At 44.7% G+C, this 24243-nt stretch carries 20 protein-coding genes; 16 read left to right on the top strand and 4 right to left on the bottom strand.

The genetic code is table 11. The features are described from left to right. Positions 1-123: 123 nt before the first annotated feature. Complete coding sequence (gene hydA, locus OCU77_RS18335; RefSeq protein WP_280523524.1) at positions 124-1581, top strand: dihydropyrimidinase; 1458 nt, start codon at positions 124-126, stop codon at positions 1579-1581. Positions 1582-1713: 132 nt separating this feature from the next. Here hydA and OCU77_RS18340 read toward each other — a convergent pair whose 3' ends face one another. After that, positions 1714-3129 (bottom strand): sensor domain-containing diguanylate cyclase, encoded by a 1416-nt coding sequence (locus OCU77_RS18340; protein WP_048897776.1) that lies wholly within the window; start codon positions 3127-3129, stop codon positions 1714-1716. A 359-nt stretch (positions 3130-3488) separates the two neighbouring features. Here OCU77_RS18340 and OCU77_RS18345 point away from each other — a divergent pair, with 359 nt between their 5' ends. Continuing rightward, positions 3489-4286 (top strand): RecX family transcriptional regulator, encoded by a 798-nt coding sequence (locus OCU77_RS18345; RefSeq protein WP_048897777.1) that lies wholly within the window; start codon positions 3489-3491, stop codon positions 4284-4286. Positions 4287-4419: 133 nt separating this feature from the next. Here OCU77_RS18345 and focA read toward each other — a convergent pair whose 3' ends face one another. The 3 genes from focA to hypA all read right to left on the bottom strand — a co-directional run bounded on the left by focA (position 4420) and on the right by hypA (position 7071). After that, positions 4420-5310 carry a formate transporter FocA gene (focA, locus tag OCU77_RS18350; RefSeq protein ID WP_048897778.1) on the bottom strand — a complete coding sequence of 297 codons (891 nt, stop codon included), beginning with the start codon at positions 5308-5310 and terminating at the stop codon, positions 4420-4422. 335 nt (positions 5311-5645) lie between these two features. Next, positions 5646-6728 carry a hydrogenase nickel incorporation protein HypB gene (gene hypB / locus OCU77_RS18355; RefSeq protein WP_084711720.1) on the bottom strand — a complete coding sequence of 361 codons (1083 nt, stop codon included), beginning with the start codon at positions 6726-6728 and terminating at the stop codon, positions 5646-5648. A 1-nt stretch (position 6729) separates the two neighbouring features. Next, complete coding sequence (gene hypA, locus OCU77_RS18360) at positions 6730-7071, bottom strand: hydrogenase maturation nickel metallochaperone HypA (RefSeq protein ID WP_048897779.1); 342 nt, start codon at positions 7069-7071, stop codon at positions 6730-6732. 348 nt (positions 7072-7419) lie between these two features. On the opposite strand from hypA, the gene OCU77_RS18365 reads away from it, so the two are divergent. The 14 genes from OCU77_RS18365 (at position 7420) to OCU77_RS18430 (ending at position 24176) form a co-directional block, all read left to right on the top strand. Then, positions 7420-8034 carry a 4Fe-4S dicluster domain-containing protein gene (locus tag OCU77_RS18365; protein WP_048897780.1) on the top strand — a complete coding sequence of 205 codons (615 nt, stop codon included), beginning with the start codon at positions 7420-7422 and terminating at the stop codon, positions 8032-8034. After that, complete coding sequence (hyfB, locus tag OCU77_RS18370; RefSeq protein ID WP_107302664.1) at positions 8031-10058, top strand: hydrogenase 4 subunit B; 2028 nt, start codon at positions 8031-8033, stop codon at positions 10056-10058. The genes OCU77_RS18365 and hyfB overlap by 4 nt, the downstream gene beginning before the upstream one ends. Further along, complete coding sequence (locus OCU77_RS18375) at positions 10058-11011, top strand: respiratory chain complex I subunit 1 family protein (protein WP_048897781.1); 954 nt, start codon at positions 10058-10060, stop codon at positions 11009-11011. Before hyfB ends, OCU77_RS18375 begins: the two co-directional genes overlap by 1 nt. An 18-nt stretch (positions 11012-11029) precedes the next feature. Continuing rightward, positions 11030-12469: a hydrogenase 4 subunit D gene (locus tag OCU77_RS18380; protein ID WP_048897782.1), complete on the top strand. Its 1440-nt coding sequence runs from the start codon at positions 11030-11032 to the stop codon at positions 12467-12469. Between the two features lie 9 nt (positions 12470-12478). After that, positions 12479-13129, top strand: a complete 651-nt coding sequence (gene hyfE, locus OCU77_RS18385; RefSeq protein ID WP_048897783.1) for a hydrogenase 4 membrane subunit — start codon at positions 12479-12481, stop codon at positions 13127-13129. Between the two features lie 5 nt (positions 13130-13134). Then, a complete protein-coding gene (locus OCU77_RS18390; RefSeq protein WP_048897784.1) occupies positions 13135-14727 on the top strand; it encodes a hydrogenase 4 subunit F in 1593 nt (530 codons plus the stop codon). A gap of 4 nt (positions 14728-14731) precedes the next feature. After that, positions 14732-16474, top strand: a complete 1743-nt coding sequence (locus OCU77_RS18395; protein ID WP_048897785.1) for a hydrogenase large subunit — start codon at positions 14732-14734, stop codon at positions 16472-16474. A gap of 11 nt (positions 16475-16485) precedes the next feature. Then, positions 16486-17067: a hydrogenase 4 subunit H gene (hyfH, locus tag OCU77_RS18400; RefSeq protein WP_048897786.1), complete on the top strand. Its 582-nt coding sequence runs from the start codon at positions 16486-16488 to the stop codon at positions 17065-17067. After that, positions 17054-17935, top strand: a complete 882-nt coding sequence (locus OCU77_RS18405; protein ID WP_107302663.1) for an NADH-quinone oxidoreductase subunit B family protein — start codon at positions 17054-17056, stop codon at positions 17933-17935. Before hyfH ends, OCU77_RS18405 begins: the two co-directional genes overlap by 14 nt. Positions 17936-17943: 8 nt before the next feature. Further along, a complete protein-coding gene (locus OCU77_RS18410; protein WP_048897787.1) occupies positions 17944-18387 on the top strand; it encodes a formate hydrogenlyase maturation HycH family protein in 444 nt (147 codons plus the stop codon). Continuing rightward, the gene (gene hycI, locus OCU77_RS18415) at positions 18387-18845 is read left to right on the top strand and encodes a hydrogenase maturation peptidase HycI (RefSeq protein ID WP_048897788.1); all 459 of its coding nucleotides are present in this window, start codon (positions 18387-18389) and stop codon (positions 18843-18845) included. Before OCU77_RS18410 ends, hycI begins: the two co-directional genes overlap by 1 nt. Before the next feature lie 182 nt (positions 18846-19027). Then, a complete protein-coding gene (locus OCU77_RS18420) occupies positions 19028-19633 on the top strand; it encodes a 4Fe-4S dicluster domain-containing protein (RefSeq protein WP_239685874.1) in 606 nt (201 codons plus the stop codon). Between the two features lie 23 nt (positions 19634-19656). Next, positions 19657-21804, top strand: a complete 2148-nt coding sequence (fdhF, locus tag OCU77_RS18425; RefSeq protein WP_084711721.1) for a formate dehydrogenase subunit alpha — start codon at positions 19657-19659, stop codon at positions 21802-21804. Positions 21805-22358: 554 nt separating this feature from the next. After that, entirely contained in the window at positions 22359-24176 is a 1818-nt protein-coding gene (locus tag OCU77_RS18430) for a sigma 54-interacting transcriptional regulator (protein WP_160314697.1), read from the top strand. Positions 24177-24243: the final 67 nt, after the last annotated feature.

Genomic DNA, 24243 nt, shown 5'->3' on the forward strand with positions numbered 1-24243 from the left:
CGTTTTAACGGGCAAAAGAAAGAGTAATACGAGCCAACCCTTAATTGTGTTTGCGGTAAGGCCAATTTTAGTTGACCTCTATTTTTATTGACCGCGGCAAAGAGTAAATCGAAGGAAGAGACTATGTTTTCAGCGGCTTCGGAAAAAAAATCACAACGCCAATCGGACAGTCCTGTTCCTTTCCAATCAAGGACAATGCTGCTTCGCCAAGGAATAGTGGTTGATCATAGGCAAGAGCAAAAAGCCGATATTCTTATCATTGATGGGAAAATCGCTGAAATAGCGCCTGAGATTCATACTATTCCTGAGTCATGTGAAATTATTGAAGCGACGGGCTTATATGTGATGCCTGGCGGTATTGATGTTCATACTCACTTCAATATTGATGTCGGTATCGCTCGCAGTTGTGATGATTTTCTTTCTGGTACTCGATCTGCAGCTTGTGGCGGTACCACTATGGTCATCGATCATATGGGGTTTGGCCCGAAAGGATGCAGTCTCCATCATCAGCTCAATGTATACCAAGCGTATGCCAAGGATACGGCAGCAATTGATTACAGTTTTCATGGTGTTATTCAGCATGTTAATGACGACATTCTCGCTGAAATGGCATCAATGGTTGAAGAAGAAGGGATATCCAGCTTTAAGTTATATCTTACCTACGGCTACAAGCTCGATGATGCCGAGGTTTTAAAGGCACTGATGCAGCTTAAACAAGTGGGGGCGTTGGCAACGGTTCATCCAGAGAATGACGCTGCGATTGCCTTGCGTCGAACACAGTTGCTTGAGCAAGGTAAAACCCAACCTAAATATCATGCGATAAGCCGCCCACTTGAATGCGAAGCCGAAGCGATCGCTAGAATGATCAATCTCGCTAAATTAGCGGGGGATGCGCCGCTGTATATTGTTCATCTTTCCAATGGCTTGGGTTTAGACTATGCGCGTCTTGCTCGCGACAACCACCAACCGGTATGGGTTGAAACCTGTCCGCAATATCTGATGCTTGATGATAGCTGCTATGAAAAAGAAGATGCACTGAAATACATTCTGAGTCCGCCATTACGGCCTGCCGCTGAGCGAGAAAAACTGTGGGCAGGGCTAGTGGATGGGAGCATTGATACCATAGCGACCGATCATTGTTCATTTACCTACCATGAGCAGAAACAGCGTGGCAAAGACAATTTTAGCGCATGTCCTAATGGCATGCCGGGTGTTGAAACCCGAATGCCATTGATGTTTTCAGAAGGTGTGATGAAAGGGCGTCTCAGTCCGAGCCGCTTTGTTGAGTTAACCAGTTATCTTCCAGCCAAACTGTTCGGCCTTTATCCTCAAAAAGGGGCATTACAAGTGGGTTCGGATGCTGATTTTGTGCTCTTTGACCCAGAACAGAATGTCACGATTACTCACGAGCTATTGCACGACAATGCAGATTACACCCCGTTTGAGAATACCCCAACCCAAGGTTGGCCAGTAATGACCATCAGTCGAGGAGAGGTTGTTGCACGTAATCGAGAGTTTACGGGCAAAGCAGGGAATGGCCGATTTATTCCTCGCAAATCATTTGATGCGAATGCGCTATAACGTGGCGAGATGAAAGTGGGTAGATTTCCATATAAAACTATCCACTTTCTGGAGCCGCGGCTGTGAGTATTAATAGCATTCTTTTCCGTTCTCACTTAATCGCTACAATTATGTGTTTTTATGGGCCGTTAATTAGCGAACTCTAACCTGATTTCTCCCATTCTCCTTGGCATCATACAGTGCTGAGTCTGCGCGTTTCATGGCTGATTTGAAGCTGTCCTTCACTGATATATCTGTAATACCAATTGATAATGAAACCAGTGTTTCTTGTTCTACATTTTCTTTTATTCGATTGGCAATAGTGACAGCGTGCTGTGCATTCATATTAAGCAATATGATAAATTCATCTCCTCCCCACCGAATAAACTCATCGCTATCTCTTAGGCAGCTGTTAGCTATTTCGGCAACTTGTTTTAAAACCCGATCGCCTTCTGAGTGCCCAAAAGTATCGTTAATTGATTTAAAATGGTCGATATCAAAGGCAATCATAGAGTATTCAGTTTGCCTTATCTTTTGCCAATAGCGGTATTTTTTGATTTGACTATCAAGATAATTACGGTTGCGGCAGTGGGTAAGTGAATCGTAAAAAGCTGCGCGCTTTAATCGATTACTTTGATAGATACTGGCTGAGAGGTTTATGAGTACCACAATTATAGTAAGGGCAACCCCAAGGAGAAAGGAATAAAAGTGCTGCTTTCTTGACTGATTATAATAGTCAGTCACGTTGATCTTCAGAAGAAGAACCCTGTTAATATCTTTTAAATAATGAAAATAGAAGAGAAAACTCTCACTCGCATTGTGTTTCCATATAATCTGGTTTTCATTCTCTATAGACTGAAATTTTTCTTTGGAAACATGAGGGTACAGAGAGTAAATTGATTCGCCTTTAATCGATTTAGGCAGTCTTATTTCACCATTTTTTGTAAGAAAGGATACATCGATACCTTCATCTAATGCTTGAATTCTATTGTAAAATTCATCATAGTTTATTCCGACCCCCAGAATACCGATCACCTGTTTACTTTTGTTTTTGATTTTATGGTCATAATAAAAAGAGTAAAGCGTCTCATATTCCAAGTTATCAGGGTCATAAAAATAATATCGGTAATCTTGTGGCATCTCGAGAAAATCTTGGATCCACCTATCTCTTTCTGAACTTGTATCTATTGAAAGGATACGCCCTAAGCTATCTAAGTAAAGGTTACTTCGGATATCGATTAAGCCTATATTCTTTACGGAAAGTGATTTTTCCTTTTCTTTAAGGTCCAGTAATATATCAGCAGGGTTATAATCTTGCTGTATTTTATAAGCGTATAACTCTGCGAGAACTTGACTAGCATATGCATAAGTGTCGTTTACATCTTGGAGTGTGCGAGAGGTATAGTTTGTTGTCCTTTCCAGAGCTGTATCGATCATCCTTTCGCGGAAAATGTTAAGGCTCATGTTGTAGTGGGCGAAATTAACAAGTGAAAGAACAATGATAATAAATAAAGCCATTCGCATTGAATCAATCATATAATGATCAAAGTATGCCCGCTTAAATTTCATTTAAACCTCATGACTTGATTAAAAGGATTATAAAAATAAAGAGATCAATAATTTCCTTTGCTTACGGAAAGTAATATCTTCATATGTTATTATTTCTAAGTCTGTGACTTTCTTAACGTACTGCATAAAAATATCGTGAGCATTCTCGCTGTATCTTTATTTCAACCGCTGTAGAAATGAGATACTGGGACGTTAGGGGCATTAATTTGCAGTTAATTTTTCCTCTTGTGGTGTGTGATAATTACTCATTCTCTTTCATCGTTACTAATGCGCTATAGCAAGCCTGCGTGATCTGCTTTAAAGTCTGATGAGTAGTTTTTGGAATTCATTTATCTTCATTTCTGTCATTCGAGGTCACCATGTTTACTCAGCGTCCTATTAAACAAGCCAAGACGATAGATAACGTCTATGGCAGCGCTTATTATCATCTCGAAGCGAAAGATCGTACCATTGGCGAGCTACGGAAAAAGCTAGAGGCAAAAACCGATAATCAAGAATGGATCGACACGGTTTTAAATGACTTGATAGACCGTGGGTACCTTAAATCGGATAAAAAGTTTGCGGTACATTTTGCTGAAATGGCGTTTAATTCAGAAAAGGGCCGCCAGTACATTTTAACCAAGTTGAAAGAGAAGGGGATAGAGAGCTCAACAGCGAATGAAGCGATTGATCACCTAGTGAATCGCGACAACATTTGCGAACTTAGCTTATTGAGCAATCGCCTTTCAGCTATGCGTTTGGAGGGGCTATCGAGCGATAAACTCTATTCGACATTGCTCAAACATGGTTTTCGGTCTTCTGATGTACGTGAAGCTATGCAATCTCATCCTGTTGCATCGACACTGGCTTCAAAGCAGAAAATCAAAGCAGATAAAGCTGATATCGTGAAAGAGATCGAGCGGTTAGCCCGTAAGTTAAAAGGTAAGTCTGTTATTAAGCGTGAGCTACAGCAAAAGCTGATCGATGTGTCTCAGTTTGATGAACAAATTGAGAAACTAGAAAGGGATGGTTCGATTGATTTCTATCAAAATTGCCAACTACGGTTAGAGAAAAAACGCTTTGATTTGACGAATTCAAAAGACAAAAGTAAAGCCTACGCCTATTTGTATTCTCATGGCTTTAGCTCGGACGAAATCAAAGAAACATTAGCAAGTTAGTTTCCAAGCAAGCGGTAAGTAGTTTAGGCGGTTCAATTAAGCTTGGTCACCACAACTCAAAGGATTAACAGCGATAAGCTGTGGTGACCTGACGTTTTAGCGTTTTGACGTGCTATTTCTGGTTTGCTTTGGTTTATTTAGGAAGAGCTGCTTGCTCAGCACGTTGTTTTTCAAGTTGTGGGCGACGATGAATCGCCCAGTACGTTAACCCTACAAAGAAGCCACCACCGATAATATTGCCGATAGTGACAGGGATCAGGTTGTTAAATACAAAGTTGGTAACATTAAGGTCAGCAAATTCTGCAGCCGTGTGGCCAGTTTGAAGCCAAAACTCAGGTGAGGCGAAAGACTGGATCACTATGCCCATAGGGATCATAAACATGTTGGCAATGCTGTGCTCAAAGCCGCAGGCAACAAACATGGCAACAGGCAGAATCATGACCATTACTTTGTCGGTTGCGCTATGGCACGAGAAGGTCATCCATACCGCTAAACACACCATCAAATTACACAAAATACCCAGCACGACCGCCTGAATAAAGGTGTGATGGATTTTGTGTTGCGCCACTTGCATCGCATGAATACCCCATTCACCGCTATTACCAAGGTGCTGTTTGGCAAGCCAAATCAAAGTCACAAAGAATAAAGCACCTAGCATGTTGCCAAAGTACACGGTGACCCAATTTCGGAATAACTGTCGATTGGTGATTCGATTACTGGCACGGGCAACGGTCGTTAATACGGTCGAGGTGAATAGTTCACCACCGCAGATCACCACCAAAATTAAGCCAAGGCTAAACGCGATAGCGCCGACGAATTTAGCCATTCCCCATGCCATGCCGCCAGAACCTGTGGTGACTGTGATGTAGAAAACAAACGCGATAGAAATAAACACACCCGCGGTGATCGCGAGTACAAAAGATTGTAATGGGTTTTTGGTCGCTTTATAGATACCAACTTCTTCAGCCTTGATCGTCATGTCGGTGGGCATGAGGGCATCAAATGGGTTTTGTTCGTTACTCATTATTTTATTCTCCCCTGGTCGGGTTATTGTGTAAGCCTAAATACCACGCAAAAGGTGTCGTGCAATATTGGCTTTAGCTGTTATTGGATATTGGATACAAACACTAGATATCAATAACCGTGCCAGATGAAAATGGAGTGTTAAGTGATTGTTTTAAATGAAAGCTAGATGTTGTTGCTAGGTAGGAGTTGACAGAAATGACGATGACACTTGGCTGTCAAAAGAAGGTGTCGACACAGCTTACTCTGTCAATCTCTGTCTATTCAATTAGCGACAAATCGCACAGAGTAGACAGAGTAAGCTAATAGTAAAGTGAAGAAATTCAGCGGTCAGAATTAGGCATTATTGAGCCAATCTAACCAAGCCTCCATGCCTTCACCTGTTGTCGCAGAAAGCTTGAGTACTTGAATGTATGGATTCACTTTGCGCGCATTTTCAATGCAGGCTTCAACATCAAAGGCGACGTAGGGCAGTAAGTCGATTTTGTTGATGATCATCAGTTGTGAAGCGGCAAACATATTTGGGTATTTGAGCGGCTTATCTTCCCCTTCGGTTACCGATAGAATCGCGACTTTGTACTTCTCGCCTAAATCAAAGCTGGCAGGGCAAACCAAGTTTCCCACGTTCTCAATAAACAAGAGTCCGTCTTGTTCAAGGCCCAGCTGGTGGCAGGCATCGTGAACCATTTTCGCGTCTAAGTGGCAGCCTTTGCCTGTATTGACTTGAATAGCATCTACACCTGTTTCACGAATACGATCGGCATCGTTAGTGGTTTGCTGATCACCCTCAATTACAGCGCAGGCTCTATCGCTTTGTTGAATCCGCTTTAAGGTTTCAGTTAGCAGGGTCGTTTTGCCTGAACCTGGACTTGATACCAAATTCAATACGAGTTGATTGGCTTGGTCAAAGTGTTCACGGTTGTGGCTAGCAAGGTGATTATTTTTGCTGAGCACATCCATTTCAATTTCAATCAATTTGCGTTGGCTAACACCTGCGACATGGGTTTCGGCTTCACCTTTGCCGTAATGTAAATCGCCATGAGCGGATTGTTCTGGTGTCAGTTCATGCGCATGTTGGTGATCGTGATGCTCTTCATGCGAATGACCATGTGAATGCGTGTGTGAGTGGTCATGCGGATGAGCATGGTGGTGATCGTGGCTATGCGTGTGTTGCTGTTGTGATTGGTGCTGTGATGATGGGTCAGGGTAATGATAATGATGGTGGTGAACATCGCCCTGATGATGATAGTGGTGATGCACAATAACAGGTTGTGGATTTTCTTGGTGAGCCGCTACATGTGAGTGGCTATGTGGGTGTTCGTGGTGATGTCCGTGATGATGATCGTGGGGGTGGTCATGATGATGGTCAGCATTGACGTGTTCAATCTGGTTATCACCACATCCGCAAACATTGCACATATTATTCAACCTCTATTTCTTTAATTCGCATTTCATCGCCTTGCAGCACTTTTAGTTTGTAACCTTGGCAGATCGGGCAGCTTTCCCCACGTTGGGCGAGAGAAACGGCTTTATCGCAATCATAGCAATGGGCTTCACCCGCTTTCGGTACTATTTCGAGTTTCGCATCTTGAGCGATGGTTTCTTTTGCTGCGAGATCGAAGCAGAACTTAATGGTGTCCGGTTCGACGCATGACAATACCCCGATTTCTAACCATACCTTGGTGACTTTGTTAAAGCCTTGCTGAGTAGCTTGCTCTACGACGAGATCAACTGTGTCCATACTCAGAGACATTTCATGCATGGCGACTCCTAAACTTGCTAAAAATGATCGGCGGGGGAGTAAATATTCAAAGAGCGAAAATTAAATCATTAATTTTTAAAAAGTTTTGTGATGCTAATCAAATATAAATCAGTAGGCGTATTGGGAAGCTTTTTATTTGTATGATGAAGTGATGATCGTCATCGTCATTAGTGTCGACATTCGTTTTTATTCATGAAAAATAGCCTGATATATGCGAGCAAAATTTTGATTTTTAAATTTTAAGTCTATTAAATTCAATGGATTATATTGTTTGCTTTGATGCTTGTTAATCTTGGTACGAAAGTTGTTATAGAAGGGGTTCGAACTGCAATTTAACTAAGGTTAGTTATGAATCGCTTTGTTATTGCAGATCCTCAGTTATGTATCGGGTGTGGGACATGCATGGCAGCATGCTCTACAGCCCACAAAGCGGAAGGTCTGCAAGCTCACCCAAGATTGACTGTAATGAGACATAAGCAGGCCACTGCGCCTGTGCTATGCCGTCATTGTGAAGATGCACCATGCGCGCAAGTATGTCCTGTCAATGCCATTACCCAAGAACAGGGTAGTGTTGTTGTGAATGAAAGCCTCTGTGTAGGCTGTACGCTTTGTGCCATTGCATGCCCATTTGGTGCCATTGCCATAGATGGAAGTCGCCCTGTTGATATGGCGAACTCCTATGACATCTATATTCCCTCCACCGTCCATTCCAGTAACCCATCAACCTCTAGCCCGCAATGTTTTGGTAAAGACATATTAGCGTGGGAGCCAGGTGTGAAGAGTATTGCTGTGAAGTGCGACTTATGTCAGTCCACCACTGGCTCGCCTGCCTGTATCGAAGTCTGTCCTACCAAGGCTTTGTTCTTGGTTGAAGAGCAAGGCATGGCTGATGCAAGTCAAAATAAGCGCAATGAGGCGGCTCTTGATGTTTCAACCATAGCTTTGGAGCGACAGGAATCATGATAGAACTCGACTTATTAATGCTTTCGATTTTGCTTTATCTCGCAGGCGCAGGGCTTTCGTTAATTTTTCATAACGATGAACGACGTGCCGCACATGTTTCTGGCGTGTTGTGTGCGTTAGGCGGTATTGCAGGTATTGCAGCGGCGATACCTGTGCTATTGAGTGGGGACGCCATCACGCAGCAACTTTATAGCCCTTTTACCTTTGCTGATTGCGTGATCCGATTCGATGCACTGTCTGCTTTTATGGTGTTAGTGATATCGCTATTAGTGGTGGCGTGTGCTGTCTATTCACTGTCTTACATGCGGGAATACGAAGGAAAAGGTGTCTGGGCAATGGGCTTCTTTATGAATGTCTTTATTGCGTCCATGGTGGCCTTGGTTGTTTCTGACAATGCGTTTTACTTCATTGTCTTTTTCGAAATGATGTCGCTGGCTTCTTACTTCTTGGTGATTTCTGAGCAAGATGAAAAGGCGGTGAAAGCCGGGCTGCAATATTTCTTGATAGCGCATGCTGGCTCTGTGTTGATCATGATCGCCTTCTTCATTTTGTATCGTCAGTCAGGCAGTTTGAACTTCGCAGACTTCAAAACCGCTGACCTATCACAATGGCAAGCATCGGCGGTGTTCTTGCTGGCCTTCTTTGGCTTTGGTGCCAAAGCAGGGATGATCACCTTACACGGTTGGTTACCACAAGCTCACCCCGCAGCACCTTCTCATGCATCGGCATTAATGTCGGGCGTGATGGTCAAAATCGGTGTGTTCGGTATCGTCAAAGTCGGTATCGATTTTCTTGGTGCTGATACGGCATGGTGGGGCTATGTGGTATTGGCCTTTGGCGGCGTATCGTCGGTGTTAGGCGTTATGTATGCCTTGGCAGAGCACGATATCAAACGCTTGCTGGCTTACCACACGGTGGAAAATGTCGGCATCATTTTGATGGGTGTTGGTATTGGCATGATAGGCATCGCTAACGACCAGCCTGTATTGGCAACCCTAGGTTTACTTGGTGGCTTATACCACTTACTGAACCATGCCGTGTTTAAAGGGCTGTTGTTCCTAGGCGCGGGCTCAATGATTTACCGTGTTCACACCAAAGACATGGAAAAAATGGGTGGCCTTGCCAAGTTAATGCCGTATACCGCGTTAGCGTTTCTGATCGGTACTATGGCGATTTCAGCCTTACCGCCGCTTAACGGTTTTGTCAGTGAATGGTTCATTTACCAATCGCTACTGACTATGAGTAAAGAAGGCACCTTCGCGATGTCGATTGCGGGGCCAATTGCCGTAGTCATGCTTGCTATTACTGGGGCGCTTGCCTGCATGTGTTTCGTGAAAGTGTATGGCATTTGTTTTAGTGGTGCCGCACGAAGCGAGCAAGCCACTAAAGCGACTGAAGTCCCTAAACCTATGGTGTTCGGCACCATGTCGTTAGCCGTGCTTTGTATTGTATTGGGTGTCGGTTCGCCTTGGATCGCACCAACGATATCAAGTGTTGCAAGTAGTTTGGTCAATAGCGATGCCATTACGGTGACGCAAGGTGCTGCACTTATTCCAGATAACGGCGCGCAAGCGATTCTATCGACACCTGTGATTGCCTTGACGCTACTTGGGTTGTTACTGGTTCCTACGCTTATTCTTGCTATTTTCAAAGGGCCGAAACTTACACGTCGACATAACAATGATCCTTGGGCGTGTGGTTATGGTTATGAAGATCGCATGACAGTGTCAGCAGGCGGTTTTACTCAGCCACTGCGTGCCATGTTTGTTCCGCTATACGCCATTCGAAACTGGTTAAATCCAGCGCCGCTGTTCGCTTTGACCCTTGATAAGACCAAAGCAGGAGCGGCATACATCGAACCTTTCTTTGATAACAGAGTGATATTGCCTGTTGCACGTTTTGTTCTGCGTGTCGGTAAGCGTCTGCAATGGCTGCAATACGGTGATTTTAGAACCTATTGCTTATACATGGTTATTGCATTGCTGGTGCTGTTATTCATCCCCGTAGATTTAGGAGTTAACTGATGCAAGGGCTTGAGATGCCAAGTCCTGAGCTGATTGCGTTAGCTATCGTTCAGGCATTAATCATGCTGGGGCTCGCCCCCCTTGTGACCGGCTTTTCGCGTGTTCTTCGCGCCAAAATGCACTCACGTCAGGGGCCGGGTGTACTGCAAGACTACCGAGATATCTTTAAGTTGCTTCGTCGCCAAGAAGTGGCACCCACACCGTCAGGGGTGATTTTCAAAATCATGCCATCGGTGCTGATTATCACCATGTTGTTGATTGGGATGGCGCTGCCAACGGTAACCAATTACTCGCCATTTCCAATTGCAGGCGATGTGATCACCGACATCTATTTGTTTGCCATCTTCCGCTTCTTCTTTGCGTTAGCGGGGTTGGATTCAGGCAGCATGTTCTCGGGGATCGGTTCTAGCCGTGAACTGACACTGGGTGTGCTGGTAGAGCCGATTTTGATGCTGTCCATTTTTACGATGGCATTGGTAGTGGGCACGTCTGACCTTGGTTACATCAGTAATCATATGGCAACCGAGACATGGGCGGCTCCTGGCGCAACAGTATTAGCGGGGATTGCTTGTGCATTCGTGATTTTTATCGAAATGGGTAAGTTGCCGTTTGACTGTGCAGAAGCCGAGCAAGAGCTGCAAGAAGGGCCAATCACTGAGTATGCGGGTTCTGGTTTAGCCATGGTTAAACTTGGCCTTGGTTTAAAACAACTGGTGGTTGCTCAGCTGTTCCTCGCAATTTTCATTCCGTTTGGTAAAGCCACGTCACTGACATTTCCTGCATTAGCCTCGGCAACGGGGATCTTAATGCTGAAATTGTTCGTCGTATTTTTAGTGGCAGGCGTGATTGAAAACAGCGTGGCACGAACTCGATTCTTGAAAACGCATCACCTGACTTGGGTGGGATTTGGTATCGCGGTATTAGCGTTCATCTTTTTCCTCACAGGCTTATAGGGAGCATAGAGAAAAGTTATGGATATTATTGCTCTATTAACGATTTTCGTTCCCTTTTTAGGGGCGATCATCACTGTCTTAGTGCCTCGGCAGGCGGCGAAATGGGTGTGTCAGTTATTCGCTGCACTCGCATCGCTGGGTACGCTGATATTAGCTGCGGCCTTTTTTAACAGTGGCGAAACCAGTGTTACCTATCAACTGGTGATGTTTTCCCAGACGGAAGTATTTGGTTTAACCATAGATAAAGTCAGTACCTTAATTGCAGTTGCTGTAGTGGTGCTCGGGTTGTTGGTTAGCATTTATTCGTTAGGCTACATGACCGAAGGCAACCGTGAACATCCCCATGAAGGTTTGCCACGTTACTACGCTTTTTTGCTGATATTTATCGGTGCAATGGCGGGTTTAGTGCTGTCGTCAACCATTCTGGGTCAGTTGCTGTTCTTTGAAATCACAGGCGCTTGTTCTTGGTCTTTGATTGGTTACTACCAAAAACCGACCTCGCTCAAAGCGGCACTTAAAGCCTTACTGGTGACTCACGTTGCTTCGATTGGCTTGTTTGTCGCGGCTGCGTTTGTGTTCAAAGAAACAGGAACGTTCTCGTTATCCGCTCTGGCTTCGCTATCAGTAGAAACCAAAACTATCGTCTTCTTGGGCATCATGATGGCGGCATGGGGTAAATCAGCTCAGCTACCGCTTCATGTTTGGCTACCCGATGCGATGAATGCACCAACGCCTGTTAGTGCTTATCTGCATGCTGCTTCCATGGTGAAAGTGGGGGTTTATATCTTTGCTCGCGCGATTATGTCGGGAGGAGATATTCCTGAAGTGATCGGTGTGATAGGTGTGACAGGTGCAATGATCACCTTGATCTACGGTTTCATCATGTACTTACCACAAACCGATATGAAGCGTCTGTTGGCGTACTCCACGATTACGCAGTTGGCTTATATCTTCCTTGCGTTGTCGCTATCTGTCTTTGGTTCCGACCTCGCTTTCGAGGGTGGGGTGACGTACATCTTTAACCATGCTTTTGCGAAGAGCTTGTTCTTCTTGGTAGCAGGGGCGCTGAGTTACACCTGTGGTACGCGTATGTTGCCAGCACTGCGTGGCATTGTGAAGAAATCGCCACTATTAGCCGTGGGTTTCTGCGTTGCTGCCTTGGCCATCACGGGCGTACCGCCATTCAATGGTTTCTTCAGTAAATTCCCACTCTTTGCTGCGGGTTTCAACCTATCTAGCGAGCATAGCTGGTTAATGCCTGTGATGATTCTGGCCTTGGTTGAATCTGTCGCGAGCTTTGGTTGGATCTTGTACTGGTTTGGTAAAACTGTTGTTGGTGAGCCCTCTGAGGCTGTAGCCACTGCAAAACCTCTTCCTCGCTCCATGAGTGCCGTACTGATCATTCTGATCATTATGTCTTTCTGTTCGAGCTTTATTGCATCTAATTGGCTGAGTTAAGGAATGACGATGAATGGAGAAATTGTAATTAATAATCTAGCCGGGCTGTTGATCATTACCTCCTTGATGGTAATTGGCGTCAACAAGCCGCGGGTAGTGGCAATGCTGTATTCGCTACAGTCATTTGTTTTGGTGCTGACCTTTATTGCTATCGCCAATACCGTGGATGCGCCGCAGCTTTATCATTGGTCGATCACTGCCTTTATTACCAAGGTGATCGCACTGCCAGCGCTGCTGTATTACGCCTTTAGCAAGATGTATGACGCTGAAGCCAATAAGCCCGTTATCCACTTTGCGTGGCTGGTGATTATTGGAGGGGTGATCACTTTGCTGAGCTTCTTGGCGGTGGAATCTGTGCAGCTTCCTTTGGTTGCCCACCTGAAACCGGCATTAGCGGTATCGTTAGGGCACTTCTTCTTAGGCTTGCTGTGTATTGTCAGTCAGCGAAACATTCTTAAGCAGTTGTTTGGTTACTGCTTGATGGAAAATGGTTCGTCACTGACTTTGGCATTGCTTGCTAATAAGGCCCCTGGGTTGGTGGAGATTGGCGTCACTATTGATGCGGTGTTTGCTGTGATCTTCATGATTATTTTGGTTAGGCAGATTTACACCAAGTTACATACCTTGGATGCCCAGCAACTTACTACGTTAAAGGGGTAATATTCATGTCTTCAACACTTTTACTCCCGTTGCTTCTGGCTGTGCCGTTTGTGGCTGGGATTGTCTCTTTTCTCTCTTACTGGGGAGGCAAGGGGCTAAGACAACTCGCCATTGGGGCACATGTTATTAGCATGTTGGCTGTGCTGGCGATTTCGTGGACCCTCGCAGCAGATGTGTTTACCGATGGTCCTATTTTTGCGGCTCATCAATGGCTGTACTTAGACAGTTTATCGGCGTTGTTCACTGCTTTACTGGCTTTAGTGGGGCTATTAACGGGCTTTTACTCGATTGGCTATATCGGCCATGAGTTTAAAGAAGGGGAATTATCAGCGAAGAAAGTCGCGCTTTATTACGGCTTATTCAACTTCTTCCTTGCCACTATGCTGGTGGCTGTCACCGCGAATAACGTGATCATGATGTGGGTGGCGATTGAAGCAACCACCATCAGTTCGGTGTTCTTAGTCGGTTTATACGGGCAACGTTCATCGCTGGAAGCGGCGTGGAAATACATCATCATCTGTAGTGTCGGGGTAGCATTCGGGCTGTTTGGCTCAATCATGGCGTATTCCAATGCTGCCGCTGTGTTTAGTGACCCATCGACGGCGATTTTTTGGACTGAAATTCACCAACACGCCAACTTGCTGGATCCGACCTTGGTCCATATCTCATTCATCTTCATTTTGATTGGGTTTGGGACTAAAACGGGTCTATTTCCTATGCATGCATGGTTACCCGATGCACACTCCGAAGCCCCAAGCCCTGTGAGTGCCTTGCTGTCAGCGGGTCTGCTTAACTGTGCGTTATTGGTTATCTTGCGTTACTACATAGTGACGGTGAAAGCGATTGGTCCGCAATTCCCACAAATGTTGTTGATGGTGTTTGGCTTTATGTCGGTGGCTGTCGCAGCCTTCTTCATCATTACCCAGCGCGATATTAAGCGCTTATTGGCTTATTCGAGTGTAGAGAACATGGGGTTGATCACCTTGGCAATAGCGCTTGGTCCTTTAGGGATTTTAGCGGGGCTATTACATGTGATTAACCACAGCTTAGGCAAAACCCTGATGTTCTGTGGCTCGGGTAATATCTTGTTGAAATACGGCACCCGTGACATGGACACAGTGAAAGGGGTGCTTCGTGTTGCCCCTATTACTGGGGTGTTATTGGGTATGGGCGCATTGGCGCTGGGTGGTGTACCACCGTTTAACTTATTCATCAGTGAATTCATGGTGGTCACCGCAGGTATCGGTAGCAACTACACGATCATGACTGTGGTGCTCTTGTTCTTGCTTACCGTGGTGTTAGCTGGACTTGCGCGCATGGTGGCAGGTTGTGTACTAGGACCAAAACCTGAACAGGTTGAAAAAGGCGAGCTGGGCGTGATGACCTTGGCGCCAATGATAGTGCTGATTGTGATGATGCTGGTAATGGGAACCCATATACCTAAGCCTATTCTGCACGGTTTAGATCGTGCGGCCTTGGTGGTACTTGATAGCAAAGATGAAACCATGATCGATGCACTAAACCTACCTTGGCAAATGCAGCAATCTGTTTCTGCCGATACAACCCCATCTTCTGTTGCCCTACATAAAGAGAGATAAGCGAGTGGATACTTTAGAACTCAATACTAAACAAAATAATAATAAGCAGGGCTACGGCTATATTGCAGGGGTCCGTCAGTTCTTTCCTAGCGCCATTATTGACGAAGAATGGCAAACCCATAATCAAGTCACTATTACGGTAAAAGCGACTGCCTTGATTGATGTGATGAAATGGTTGTACTACGACCAAGGTGGTTGGCTGACGGTTTCATTCGGTAATGATGAACGTTCGCTTAACGGCCACTTTGCCGTTTACCACGCATTGTCGATGGAAGGCGAAGTTAAAAGCTGGGTAACAGTAAAGGTATTAGTTGATGCGGTGAGCCAAGAATTCCCATCAATTACTCCTGTTATCCCTGCGGCGGTGTGGGGTGAACGTGAAGTGCGTGACATGTATGGTTTGCGTCCAGTTGGTCTGCCTGATGAGCGCCGCTTAGTTTTACCCGATGATTGGCCTGACGACCTTCACCCTTTAAGAAAAGATGCGATGGATTATCGTCAACGTCCGATGCCGACCACAGAAACAGAAACCTATAAGTTCGATAATCAACTAGGTGATGATAAAAACCGCATCGTGCCTGTTGGCCCGTTACACATTACGTCTGATGAACCTGGGCATTTTCGGTTGTTTGTTGACGGCGAAGACATTGTCGATGCGGATTACCGCATGTTCTATGTTCACCGTGGCATGGAAAAGCTGGCCGAAACCCGTATGGGCTATAACGAAGTCGCATTCCTGACTGACCGCGTCTGCGGTATTTGTGGTTTTACGCATAGCGTGGGTTACAGCAATTCTGTTGAAAACGCCATGGATATCCCTGTACCCGCGCGGGCCAAGATGATCCGTACCGTATTGCTGGAAGTGGAACGCCTTCATAGCCACATGTTGAACATTGGGCTATCCAGCCACTTTGTTGGATTTGATACTGGCTTTATGCAGTTCTTCCGAGTGCGTGAAAAAACCATGGAAATGGCCGAGCTATTAACGGGGGCACGTAAAACCTACGGCTTGAATCTGATTGGCGGTGTTCGCCGCGATATTTTGCAAGCACACCGTACAAAAGGTATCGAACTGGTTCGTCAGGTACGCCAAGAGTTTAAAGGTTTGGTCGACATGCTGCTTAGCACGCCAAACATTGAACAGCGTATTGTTGGGGTTGGGATATTAGCCAAAGATATCGCTCGTGATTACAGCCCTGTTGGCCCATTGATCCGTGGTAGTGGCTTTAAACGTGATGCGCGTATCGTGCACCAACAATCACTAGAGGCCTATGGAGATGTGCCTATTGAGCTGCAAGCCTTTGATGGTGGTGATGTGCAATCCAGGGTGATGGTGCGGATCAAAGAGGTATTCGATTCACTCAATATTATCGAATACGGCCTTGATACTTTACCGAGTGGGGCTCTGTTGACGGAAGGCTTCACTTACACCCCGAACAAGTTTGCTCTTGGTTTCACAGAAGCGCCACGTGGTGAAAACGTTCACTGGAGTATGACGGGGGATAATCAAAAACTGTTCCGCTGGCGTTGTCGTGCAGCAACGTATGCCAACTGGCCAACCTTACGTTATATGTTACGCGGTAACACTGTCTCTGATGCGCCACTCATCATAGGTAGCTTGGATCCATGTTATTCGTGTACCGACCGTGTGACGCTGGTGGATACCAAAAAACGCAAGTCGACCACAGTGTCTTACAAAGAAATCGAACGTTATGGCATTGAGCGGAAAAACTCGCCACTCAAGTAGGAGGCTAACAGATGTTTAAATTAATAAAAACCATCATTAAAGCCGGCGAAAGTACCACTAAGTATCCTTTCGCACCGCTTGAAGTGAACGACGATTTTCGTGGGAAACCCGAATATAACGCCGACCAATGTATTGCCTGCGCAGCCTGTACGCGAGCTTGTCCCGCGAATGCCTTGATCATGGAAACCGATGCCGAACAAGGTACGCGCCGTTGGCAGCTTTCTATTGCTCGCTGTATTTTTTGTGGTCGTTGTGAAGAAGTGTGCCCAACCCAAGCCATCAAGTTATCCAAAGAATTTGAGTTGGCTGTGAGTAATAAAAAAGATCTATATCAAGAAGCTAACTTTTCTCTTACTCAATGTCGTGAGTGCGGTATCGGTTTTGCGCCGCGAAAAGCGGTTGAATATGCATTGGATCTACTAAAGCAGGGCGGTATGAGTCAAGAGCAGTTTGAAGTGCGTCGTCAGCAGCTTGAAACCTGTCCTGATTGTCGTCGTAAACAAAACATGCTGGACGGTGGCAACATTTTACTTGGTAAAAATGTTTTCCATGCCAAGCAACTAAATAAGGAAGTGTCAGATGAAAGGAATTAAGAAAATTGTCGGCACTGCCCATACGGCGGCTCAACCGCTTGAGCAAGATCCTCATGCTGCGAAATTAAAAAGTACCTTACTGAACGATATTAAACGTTCGGCTTATGTGTATCGGGTTGACTGCGGAGGCTGTAACGCCTGCGAAATTGAAATCTTTGCTGCAACTACGCCTGTATTTGATACCGAGCGCTTTGGTATCAAGGTGGTTGCTTCACCGCGTCATGCCGATATTTTATTGTTTACGGGGGCTGTGACGCGCCCGATGCGTATGCCTGCACTGCGGGCTTATGAAGCGGCACCCGACCCAAAAATCGTAGTGTCTTACGGCGCTTGTGGTTGTGATGGTGGGATTTTCCACGACCTTTATGGTGTGTGGGGTGGAACGGACAAGATCATACCGGTTGATGTTTATATTCCGGGCTGTCCTCCTACGCCAGCAGCCACCATTTATGGGTTTGCGATGGCGCTCGGTTTACTTGATCAAAAACTGAAAGCCGAAGTGCATTTTGAAGACCCAACAGAGCGGGTCACCTTGAAACACACCGGCATTCCGCTTGAACTCAAAGTGCTGATTGAACGCGAAGCTCGTCGTTTAGCGGGCTATCGTCATGGTCAGCAGATTGCTGATGAGTTTATGGATTTATTAGTGACTTGTACCCCTGACGATGTTGATAGCAAAGTGAACCAGTTTATGGTCGAAAAAAACGATCCGCGTTTGCACGAAATTATCGAAAACTTGTACCGCGTATCGCTTGCACACATGAGTGGGCAACCAACCAGTGAATCAGCAATCGATGAACAAGCAAGTGATGCCAGTACTAAACAGAATGCGAAACAGTCTGAATCGGCTGAACTTGTAACGGATTAGAGGCCAGTATGTCAGAAGAAGTGAAAGAGGCCGAACAAGCGTTAAAAGCGGGCAATGTCATGTTTTATGCGCTGAGCCGTAAGTTTGTTGATGAGCAATACGATGTACCCGAAGAAGCCAAGCAAGTGCTGTACTACAGCCTTGCGATAGGTCACCACCTAGGTGTGGTTGATTGCCTAAAAACCGTCTTGCAATGCACCAGAGACGAATACAAAGCTTGGATAGAAAAGTTACCTCAAGACAGTGAAGCATACCGAAAGATGGCGGGATTTTTCACCTTTGGCGAAATTACGATTTATCCCGATCATCTTCACATGTTAGCGGGCGCTTTTTCAAGTATTCCGACTGAAGAGCAAGATGAAAAGCAACAAGCTCTAACGGCAGGGTTGATTGAGGTACTGACCGAGATTTACCACGAACCCACAATGTATTTAATGGTGAGAAGTCGCTAATGAGCAAAAATATCGTACTAACCGTCGGCAATAGCATGATGGGTGATGACGGCGCTGGCCCGCTATTAGCGGAAATGATGCAGGAAAATCCTGTGACCGATTGGGTTGTAATTGATGGTGGCAGCGCCCCTGAAAACTACGTTCACCAGATCAGAGAATTGTCACCTGCACGTGTGTTGATCATTGATGCAGCTGAGATTGGTGAGAAAGCAGGGGAGATCAGGATTATCGAACCTGATCAGATCGCTGAAATGTTCATTATGTCGACCCATTGTTTGCCGCTTAATTTCTTGATTGAAGAGCTGGAAACTTTTGTACCTGAAGTCACCTTTGTTGGTATTCAACCTGCAATTGTTGCCTTCTCGTTCCCGATGACAGACATGGTGCGTGATGCCGTGACAACCGTGTATCAATCGTTGCCAACTTGGCAAGGCAACGGTGGTTTTGCGGCGGTATAAATATCCGCTATTTGTGTTCGTCATTTCTGATGACGAAGTGTCGATGTCGACATCGACACTTTTCTACTTGAAGTATTTGGAGGCTGTTGTTATTCCAACCCTATTGATAAATCAATACGTTACGATGTTTTAAGAAGTCAATTTAAAATTGGTACACCTTATGCATTATACGGATTGGTGTCATGGATATTTTCGACAGCTTATTGGAAGTAAGTGAGAAAAAGAAAGAGGATAGTGTCATGAACAGGTTTGTTTTCGCAGACCCCAATCGTTGTATAGGATGCCGTACCTGTGAAGTGGCATGCGTACTTTCTCATTCGGAAGAGAATTCTGTCACATCGATTGATCCTGCACGATTTCATCCGCGCTTAAAGTTAATTAAAAACGCCAAAGTGACCACACCGGTACTCTGTCGTCAATGTGAGGATGCACCTTGTGCACAAGTGTGTCCGAATAACGCCATTGTGTCGGAAGATAATCAAATCAAAGTTATCCAGTCACGTTGTATTGGCTGTAAAACTTGCGTGATTGCGTGCCCTTATGGCGCGATGAACGTGGTTAGCGAGATGGTAGATAACGGCGCAGAATCTGCTCTTTTCAAAATGAAAGTGCCAAAGGCGCAGGCCCTAAAATGTGATTTATGTAGTGGGAGCAGTACAGGTCCCGCGTGTGTTCAGGTATGCCCGACTAACGCCCTACAGTTAATCGAAGCTGAAGACATAGAAGAAATAACGAAGAAAAAACGCGAAGCCGCTGCAGAGTCAATTGCCGCAGTTGCTGCTTTGTAAATGTTATTAAAAGTGAGAGTGTTATGGAAAAAACAATAGTTGTCTGTCCCTACTGTGGTACAGGCTGTAAGCTCAACTTACTGACAGAGAATGGCAAAGTAGTTGGAGCAGAAGCGGCAAATGGTCGTACCAACGAAGGTGAACTTTGCCTTAAGGGCTATTACGGCTGGGACTTCTTAAACGATACTAACTTGCTAACGCCACGCCTTAAAAGCCCAATGATCCGTCGTCATAAAGACGCAGCGCTGGAAGCGGTTTCATGGGATGAGGCGATTTCTTTTGCCAGTGAAAAATTATTGAGCATCAAGAAGGAATTTGGTCCAGACGCGATCATGACAACAGGTTCAGCCCGTGGGCCGGGTAATGAAGCAAACTATGTAATGCAAAAATTTGCCCGTGCAGTGATTGGGACTAACAACGTAGACCACTGCGCCCGGGTTTGACACGCTCCATCAGTCTCCGGTCTGGAGGCGACAGTAGGTAATGGCGCAATGAGCAACGCGATTACTGAAATTCAAGATACAAAATGCTTATTGGTGTTTGGCTACAATGCAGCAGATTCTCATCCTGTGGTGGCAAAACATATTCTTAAAGCCAAAGCTAACGGCGCAAAAGTGATTGTTTGTGACCCTCGAATGGTTGAAACAGCGCGTATTGCCGATCAGTGGTTACCACTGAAAAATGGTTCCAACATGGCCTTAGTGAATGCGTTTGCGAACGTATTGATAGAAGAAGGCTTATATAAACGCGATTACGTTGAACAGTACACCGAAGGTTTTGAAGCGTACCGTCAACAAGTCGCGAAATACACCCCAGAATACGTTGAATCTATTACTGGGCTAAAAGCACAAGACATTCGTCTAGCGATGCGCACTTACGCGAAATCGTCAGAATCTATGATCCTCTGGGGCATGGGTGTGACCCAATTTGGTCAAGCGGTTGATGTGGTTAAAGGCTTAGCCAGTCTTGCACTCATGACAGGTAACTTTGGTCGTCGTGGTGTAGGTGTTGGCCCTGTACGTGGTCAAAACAACGTACAAGGTACTTGTGACCTCGGTATGCTACCTAACCGTTACCCTGGCTATCAAGATGTTGAAGACGAGAATATCCGTTCTAAATTCGAACATGCTTGGGGCGTTAAATTGCCAGCTAAACCAGGTTATCGTTTGACAGATTTGAACCACAAAGTGGCAGATGGTGAATGTAAAGCCTTCTACATTTTTGGTGAAGACCCAGCACAAACTGAAGCGGATTTAGCTGCATTACGTAAAACCTTACGTGCAATGGATTTGGTGATTGTTCAAGATATCTTCATGACCCAAACTGCGGAAATGGCCGACGTGATCTTCCCTGCGACCAGTTGGGGTGAACATGAAGGTGTGTACAGTAGTGCAGACCGTGGTTTCCAACGCTTCTATAAAGCAGTGAACCCACCAGAAAACGTGAAAGTTGACTGGGAGATCTTTAGCTTGATGTCTACGGCGATGGGTTACCCAATGTCGTACAACAATACGCAAGAGATTTGGGATGAAATGCGCTCGCTTTGCCCTACATTTGCAGGGGCAACGTACGAAAAAATGGCGGGTCTGAAAAGTGTTCAGTGGCCTTGTCCAACTGAAGATCACCCGGGTACCTCGTTCTTGTTTGAAGGCAATGTCTTTAAAACACCAAGTGGGAAAGGTCAGTTGTTTGCAACGGAATGGCGTTCGCCACTAGAAACGCCGGATAGCGATTACCCATTCGTACTATCGACTGTACGTGAAGTGGGCCACTATTCATGCCGTTCTATGACAGGTAACTGTAAAGCGCTGCAAACCTTAGCGGATGAACCTGGCTATGTTCAGCTTCACCCTGACGATGCGAAAGCACTTAATATTGCTGACCAGCAGCTGGTATGGGTGTCATCTCGTCGAGGTAAAGTTATCAGTCGCGCTGCAGTAAACGAACGTGTTAATCGTGGTGTGGTTTACATGACTTACCAATGGTGGATTGGCGCTTGTAATGAGTTAACCATCGAGCATGTTGACCCAATTTCTAGCACCCCTGAATATAAGTACTGTGCTGTTAACATTGAGAAAATTGTTGATCAAAGTTGGGCAGAAAATCATGTTCAGGTTGAATACAGTGCACTGAAATTGAAACTAAGAAATGCTGCATTAGCTACAAATTAATGCAGCTATACCCAAGGGAGTATATTTAACAACATGACTTACTTGGGTAGAGCACGATAAATCAATGTGGCAATCGTGACGGTTGCCACATTGAGACAAGTACGAGCAAGTGGCGTACTACTAAAGAGTTATCAAGTTGAGCTGTATCAATGTGCAACTGGATTGCTAGTGTAACCTCTTGATAATGTTGTTTGTATTGGATTATGGATAGTATGCAGAGGACAAAGAGTGCACCTTTAATCGAGAGTATCTCTGCCAAGTGGGATGATGATTTTCAAGAGTTAGCGCAAGTACTGTTAACCGCTACAGATATTCCGTCTTTTATACTGTGTTTGAATAGTATTGAATTCCATTTTGTGCCGATTAATAGAATTAACCTGATCCTTCATGAAAATGATGACGATCGCAGTTCACTGGTTTACGTATCACCTGAAGACAAAAGTGAACCTAAATTGGTCGAGCTTAATCATTGTCTTCCTGAGCATGATGATGGCGACAATGAAATTGTAAACTACCTAAGTGATGGTGAATTTTTTAGTTCATACCCAAGCTTAGTGAAAAATGAGTTATACAAGAATTTAAGAATGTACTGTCAGTTTCCGCTGACGACATTAACCAAACATTATGGTGGGGTTGAGTTCCTCATTAATAATGAAATAACGTTTGACGATAATGCACTTGAAAAGCTGAAGCAATTGTCATCGATTATCGCTTTTGCATTGGAAGCTGTTGTTGAAAGAGAAGCATTTTTTAACAGTGAAGAAGACCAATCAGGGAGTCATGACGAGAATAAAATATTAGTTGATATTACTAATGCAGTTATTAGTCAGGTAGAAATAAAAGATCTGACACGAACCTTATTTAAACACTTAAAGAAGTATTTTAACATTGAATGCTTTAGTTTGATGTCATCTGAAAATACAACAGAGCGATTCTGTTGTTATGACGCAGATAATGTTGAATCAAGTAATGTTAAATGCATCGTTCAGCACACTCAGTTTGAAGATACACCTGCTTCTTGTGTGTTAGAAACAATGCAGCCATTTATTTTTAATAAAGATGATATTCCGGATTTAAGTTTATCGTATAAAGAGTGCAGCAAGCTTATTCCCCAAACCTTGCAATCAGCGTGTATTTTACCGTTGATTTTTCGCAACAAAGTAATGGGGGCGATGAAACTGGTTCATCGGGAAAAAGATTATTTTAAAAGCTGTAATTTGGCGTTGTTCCATCAAATTGCCGCACGATCAGCAATGGCATTGGCTAACTTTCAAACAAGCCAAGAAGTGATGTCATTAGCCAGCGTGGGTGATGTGATTAAGCTAAATGATGAAGAGCCAAAGCATGAAGTGTTTAATGACATCATAAGTCAAAGTGGTGTCATGAATGATGTGCTACAAAAGGTGCTGATGGTGGCAGACAGTGATTGTACCGTACTGATCTTAGGCGAAACAGGTACAGGTAAGGAGCTGATAGCTAAAGCTATTCATGACTTAAGCCATCGTAGTAACAAAGACATGGTCAAGATGAATTGTTCAGCTGTGCCATCGGGTTTGTTTGAAAGTGATTTATTTGGCCACGAAAAAGGTGCCTTTACTGGGGCCTTGTCAAATCGTATTGGTCGGTTTGAGCGCGCAAACAAAGGCTCTTTATTTCTTGATGAAGTCGGCGATATGCCGATTGAACTTCAACCTAAATTGTTGCGAGTATTGCAAGAAAAAGAAGTGGAAAGAATAGGGCGACACCAGCTGATCCCTGTCGATGTCAGGCTTATTGCTGCAACGAACTGTGATTTGCTAGAAATGGTGCAACAAAAACAGTTTAGAAGCGATTTATATTATCGTCTCAATGTTTTCCCTATTGTATTGCCACCACTTCGAGAAAGACGTGAAGATATTCCATTGTTGGCTAAACATTTCACCCGTGTTATTGCTAAACAAATGAATAGAAATATAACCAGTATCCCTGCTGAAACAGTGCGATTACTATCACTGTTACCTTGGCCTGGTAACATTCGAGAATTAAGAAATGTAATTGAGCGTGCTGTGGTAGTGACGCGAGGTAATGTTCTAAATTTACCAGCAGAAGAGCTTAAAGCGTTATTACCAAAAGGGGAGCGTGTTTCAGAATCACAAGATATTACTGCTGAAAATGATGATATTTCAGAAAATAGAGATGTTTTTGAAAGGGAAGATTTATCAGCGGCTAAAAACATAGAGCGTGAACATATTATTCAGGTTCTTAAAGAAACAAATGGGATTGTTGCAGGGCCTAAAGGCGCCGCGGTTCGGTTGGGACTAAAACGTACCACCTTATTATCACGGATGCAGCGTTTAGGTATTTCATCAAAATCATTTACTAATAATGGGTAATTAATGCCAGCAAAACCATGCTGGGGTTAATTACTATCTACACTATAGATAAGCCAGGATGGTTTAT

The sequence above is a fragment of the Photobacterium swingsii genome (assembly GCF_024346715.1).
Lineage (GTDB): Bacteria > Pseudomonadota > Gammaproteobacteria > Enterobacterales > Vibrionaceae > Photobacterium > Photobacterium swingsii.

Coding starts and splice junctions, on each gene's coding strand:
- hydA (WP_280523524.1), top strand. CDS start 124: ATGTTTTCAGCGGCTTCGGAAAAAAAATCACAACGCCAATCGGACAGT.
- OCU77_RS18340 (WP_048897776.1), bottom strand. CDS start 3,129: ATGAAATTTAAGCGGGCATACTTTGATCATTATATGATTGATTCAATG.
- OCU77_RS18345 (WP_048897777.1), top strand. CDS start 3,489: ATGTTTACTCAGCGTCCTATTAAACAAGCCAAGACGATAGATAACGTC.
- focA (WP_048897778.1), bottom strand. CDS start 5,310: ATGAGTAACGAACAAAACCCATTTGATGCCCTCATGCCCACCGACATG.
- hypB (WP_084711720.1), bottom strand. CDS start 6,728: ATGTGCAATGTTTGCGGATGTGGTGATAACCAGATTGAACACGTCAAT.
- hypA (WP_048897779.1), bottom strand. CDS start 7,071: ATGCATGAAATGTCTCTGAGTATGGACACAGTTGATCTCGTCGTAGAG.
- OCU77_RS18365 (WP_048897780.1), top strand. CDS start 7,420: ATGAATCGCTTTGTTATTGCAGATCCTCAGTTATGTATCGGGTGTGGG.
- hyfB (WP_107302664.1), top strand. CDS start 8,031: ATGATAGAACTCGACTTATTAATGCTTTCGATTTTGCTTTATCTCGCA.
- OCU77_RS18375 (WP_048897781.1), top strand. CDS start 10,058: ATGCAAGGGCTTGAGATGCCAAGTCCTGAGCTGATTGCGTTAGCTATC.
- OCU77_RS18380 (WP_048897782.1), top strand. CDS start 11,030: ATGGATATTATTGCTCTATTAACGATTTTCGTTCCCTTTTTAGGGGCG.
- hyfE (WP_048897783.1), top strand. CDS start 12,479: ATGAATGGAGAAATTGTAATTAATAATCTAGCCGGGCTGTTGATCATT.
- OCU77_RS18390 (WP_048897784.1), top strand. CDS start 13,135: ATGTCTTCAACACTTTTACTCCCGTTGCTTCTGGCTGTGCCGTTTGTG.
- hyfH (WP_048897786.1), top strand. CDS start 16,486: ATGTTTAAATTAATAAAAACCATCATTAAAGCCGGCGAAAGTACCACT.
- OCU77_RS18405 (WP_107302663.1), top strand. CDS start 17,054: ATGAAAGGAATTAAGAAAATTGTCGGCACTGCCCATACGGCGGCTCAA.
- OCU77_RS18410 (WP_048897787.1), top strand. CDS start 17,944: ATGTCAGAAGAAGTGAAAGAGGCCGAACAAGCGTTAAAAGCGGGCAAT.
- hycI (WP_048897788.1), top strand. CDS start 18,387: ATGAGCAAAAATATCGTACTAACCGTCGGCAATAGCATGATGGGTGAT.
- OCU77_RS18420 (WP_239685874.1), top strand. CDS start 19,028: ATGGATATTTTCGACAGCTTATTGGAAGTAAGTGAGAAAAAGAAAGAG.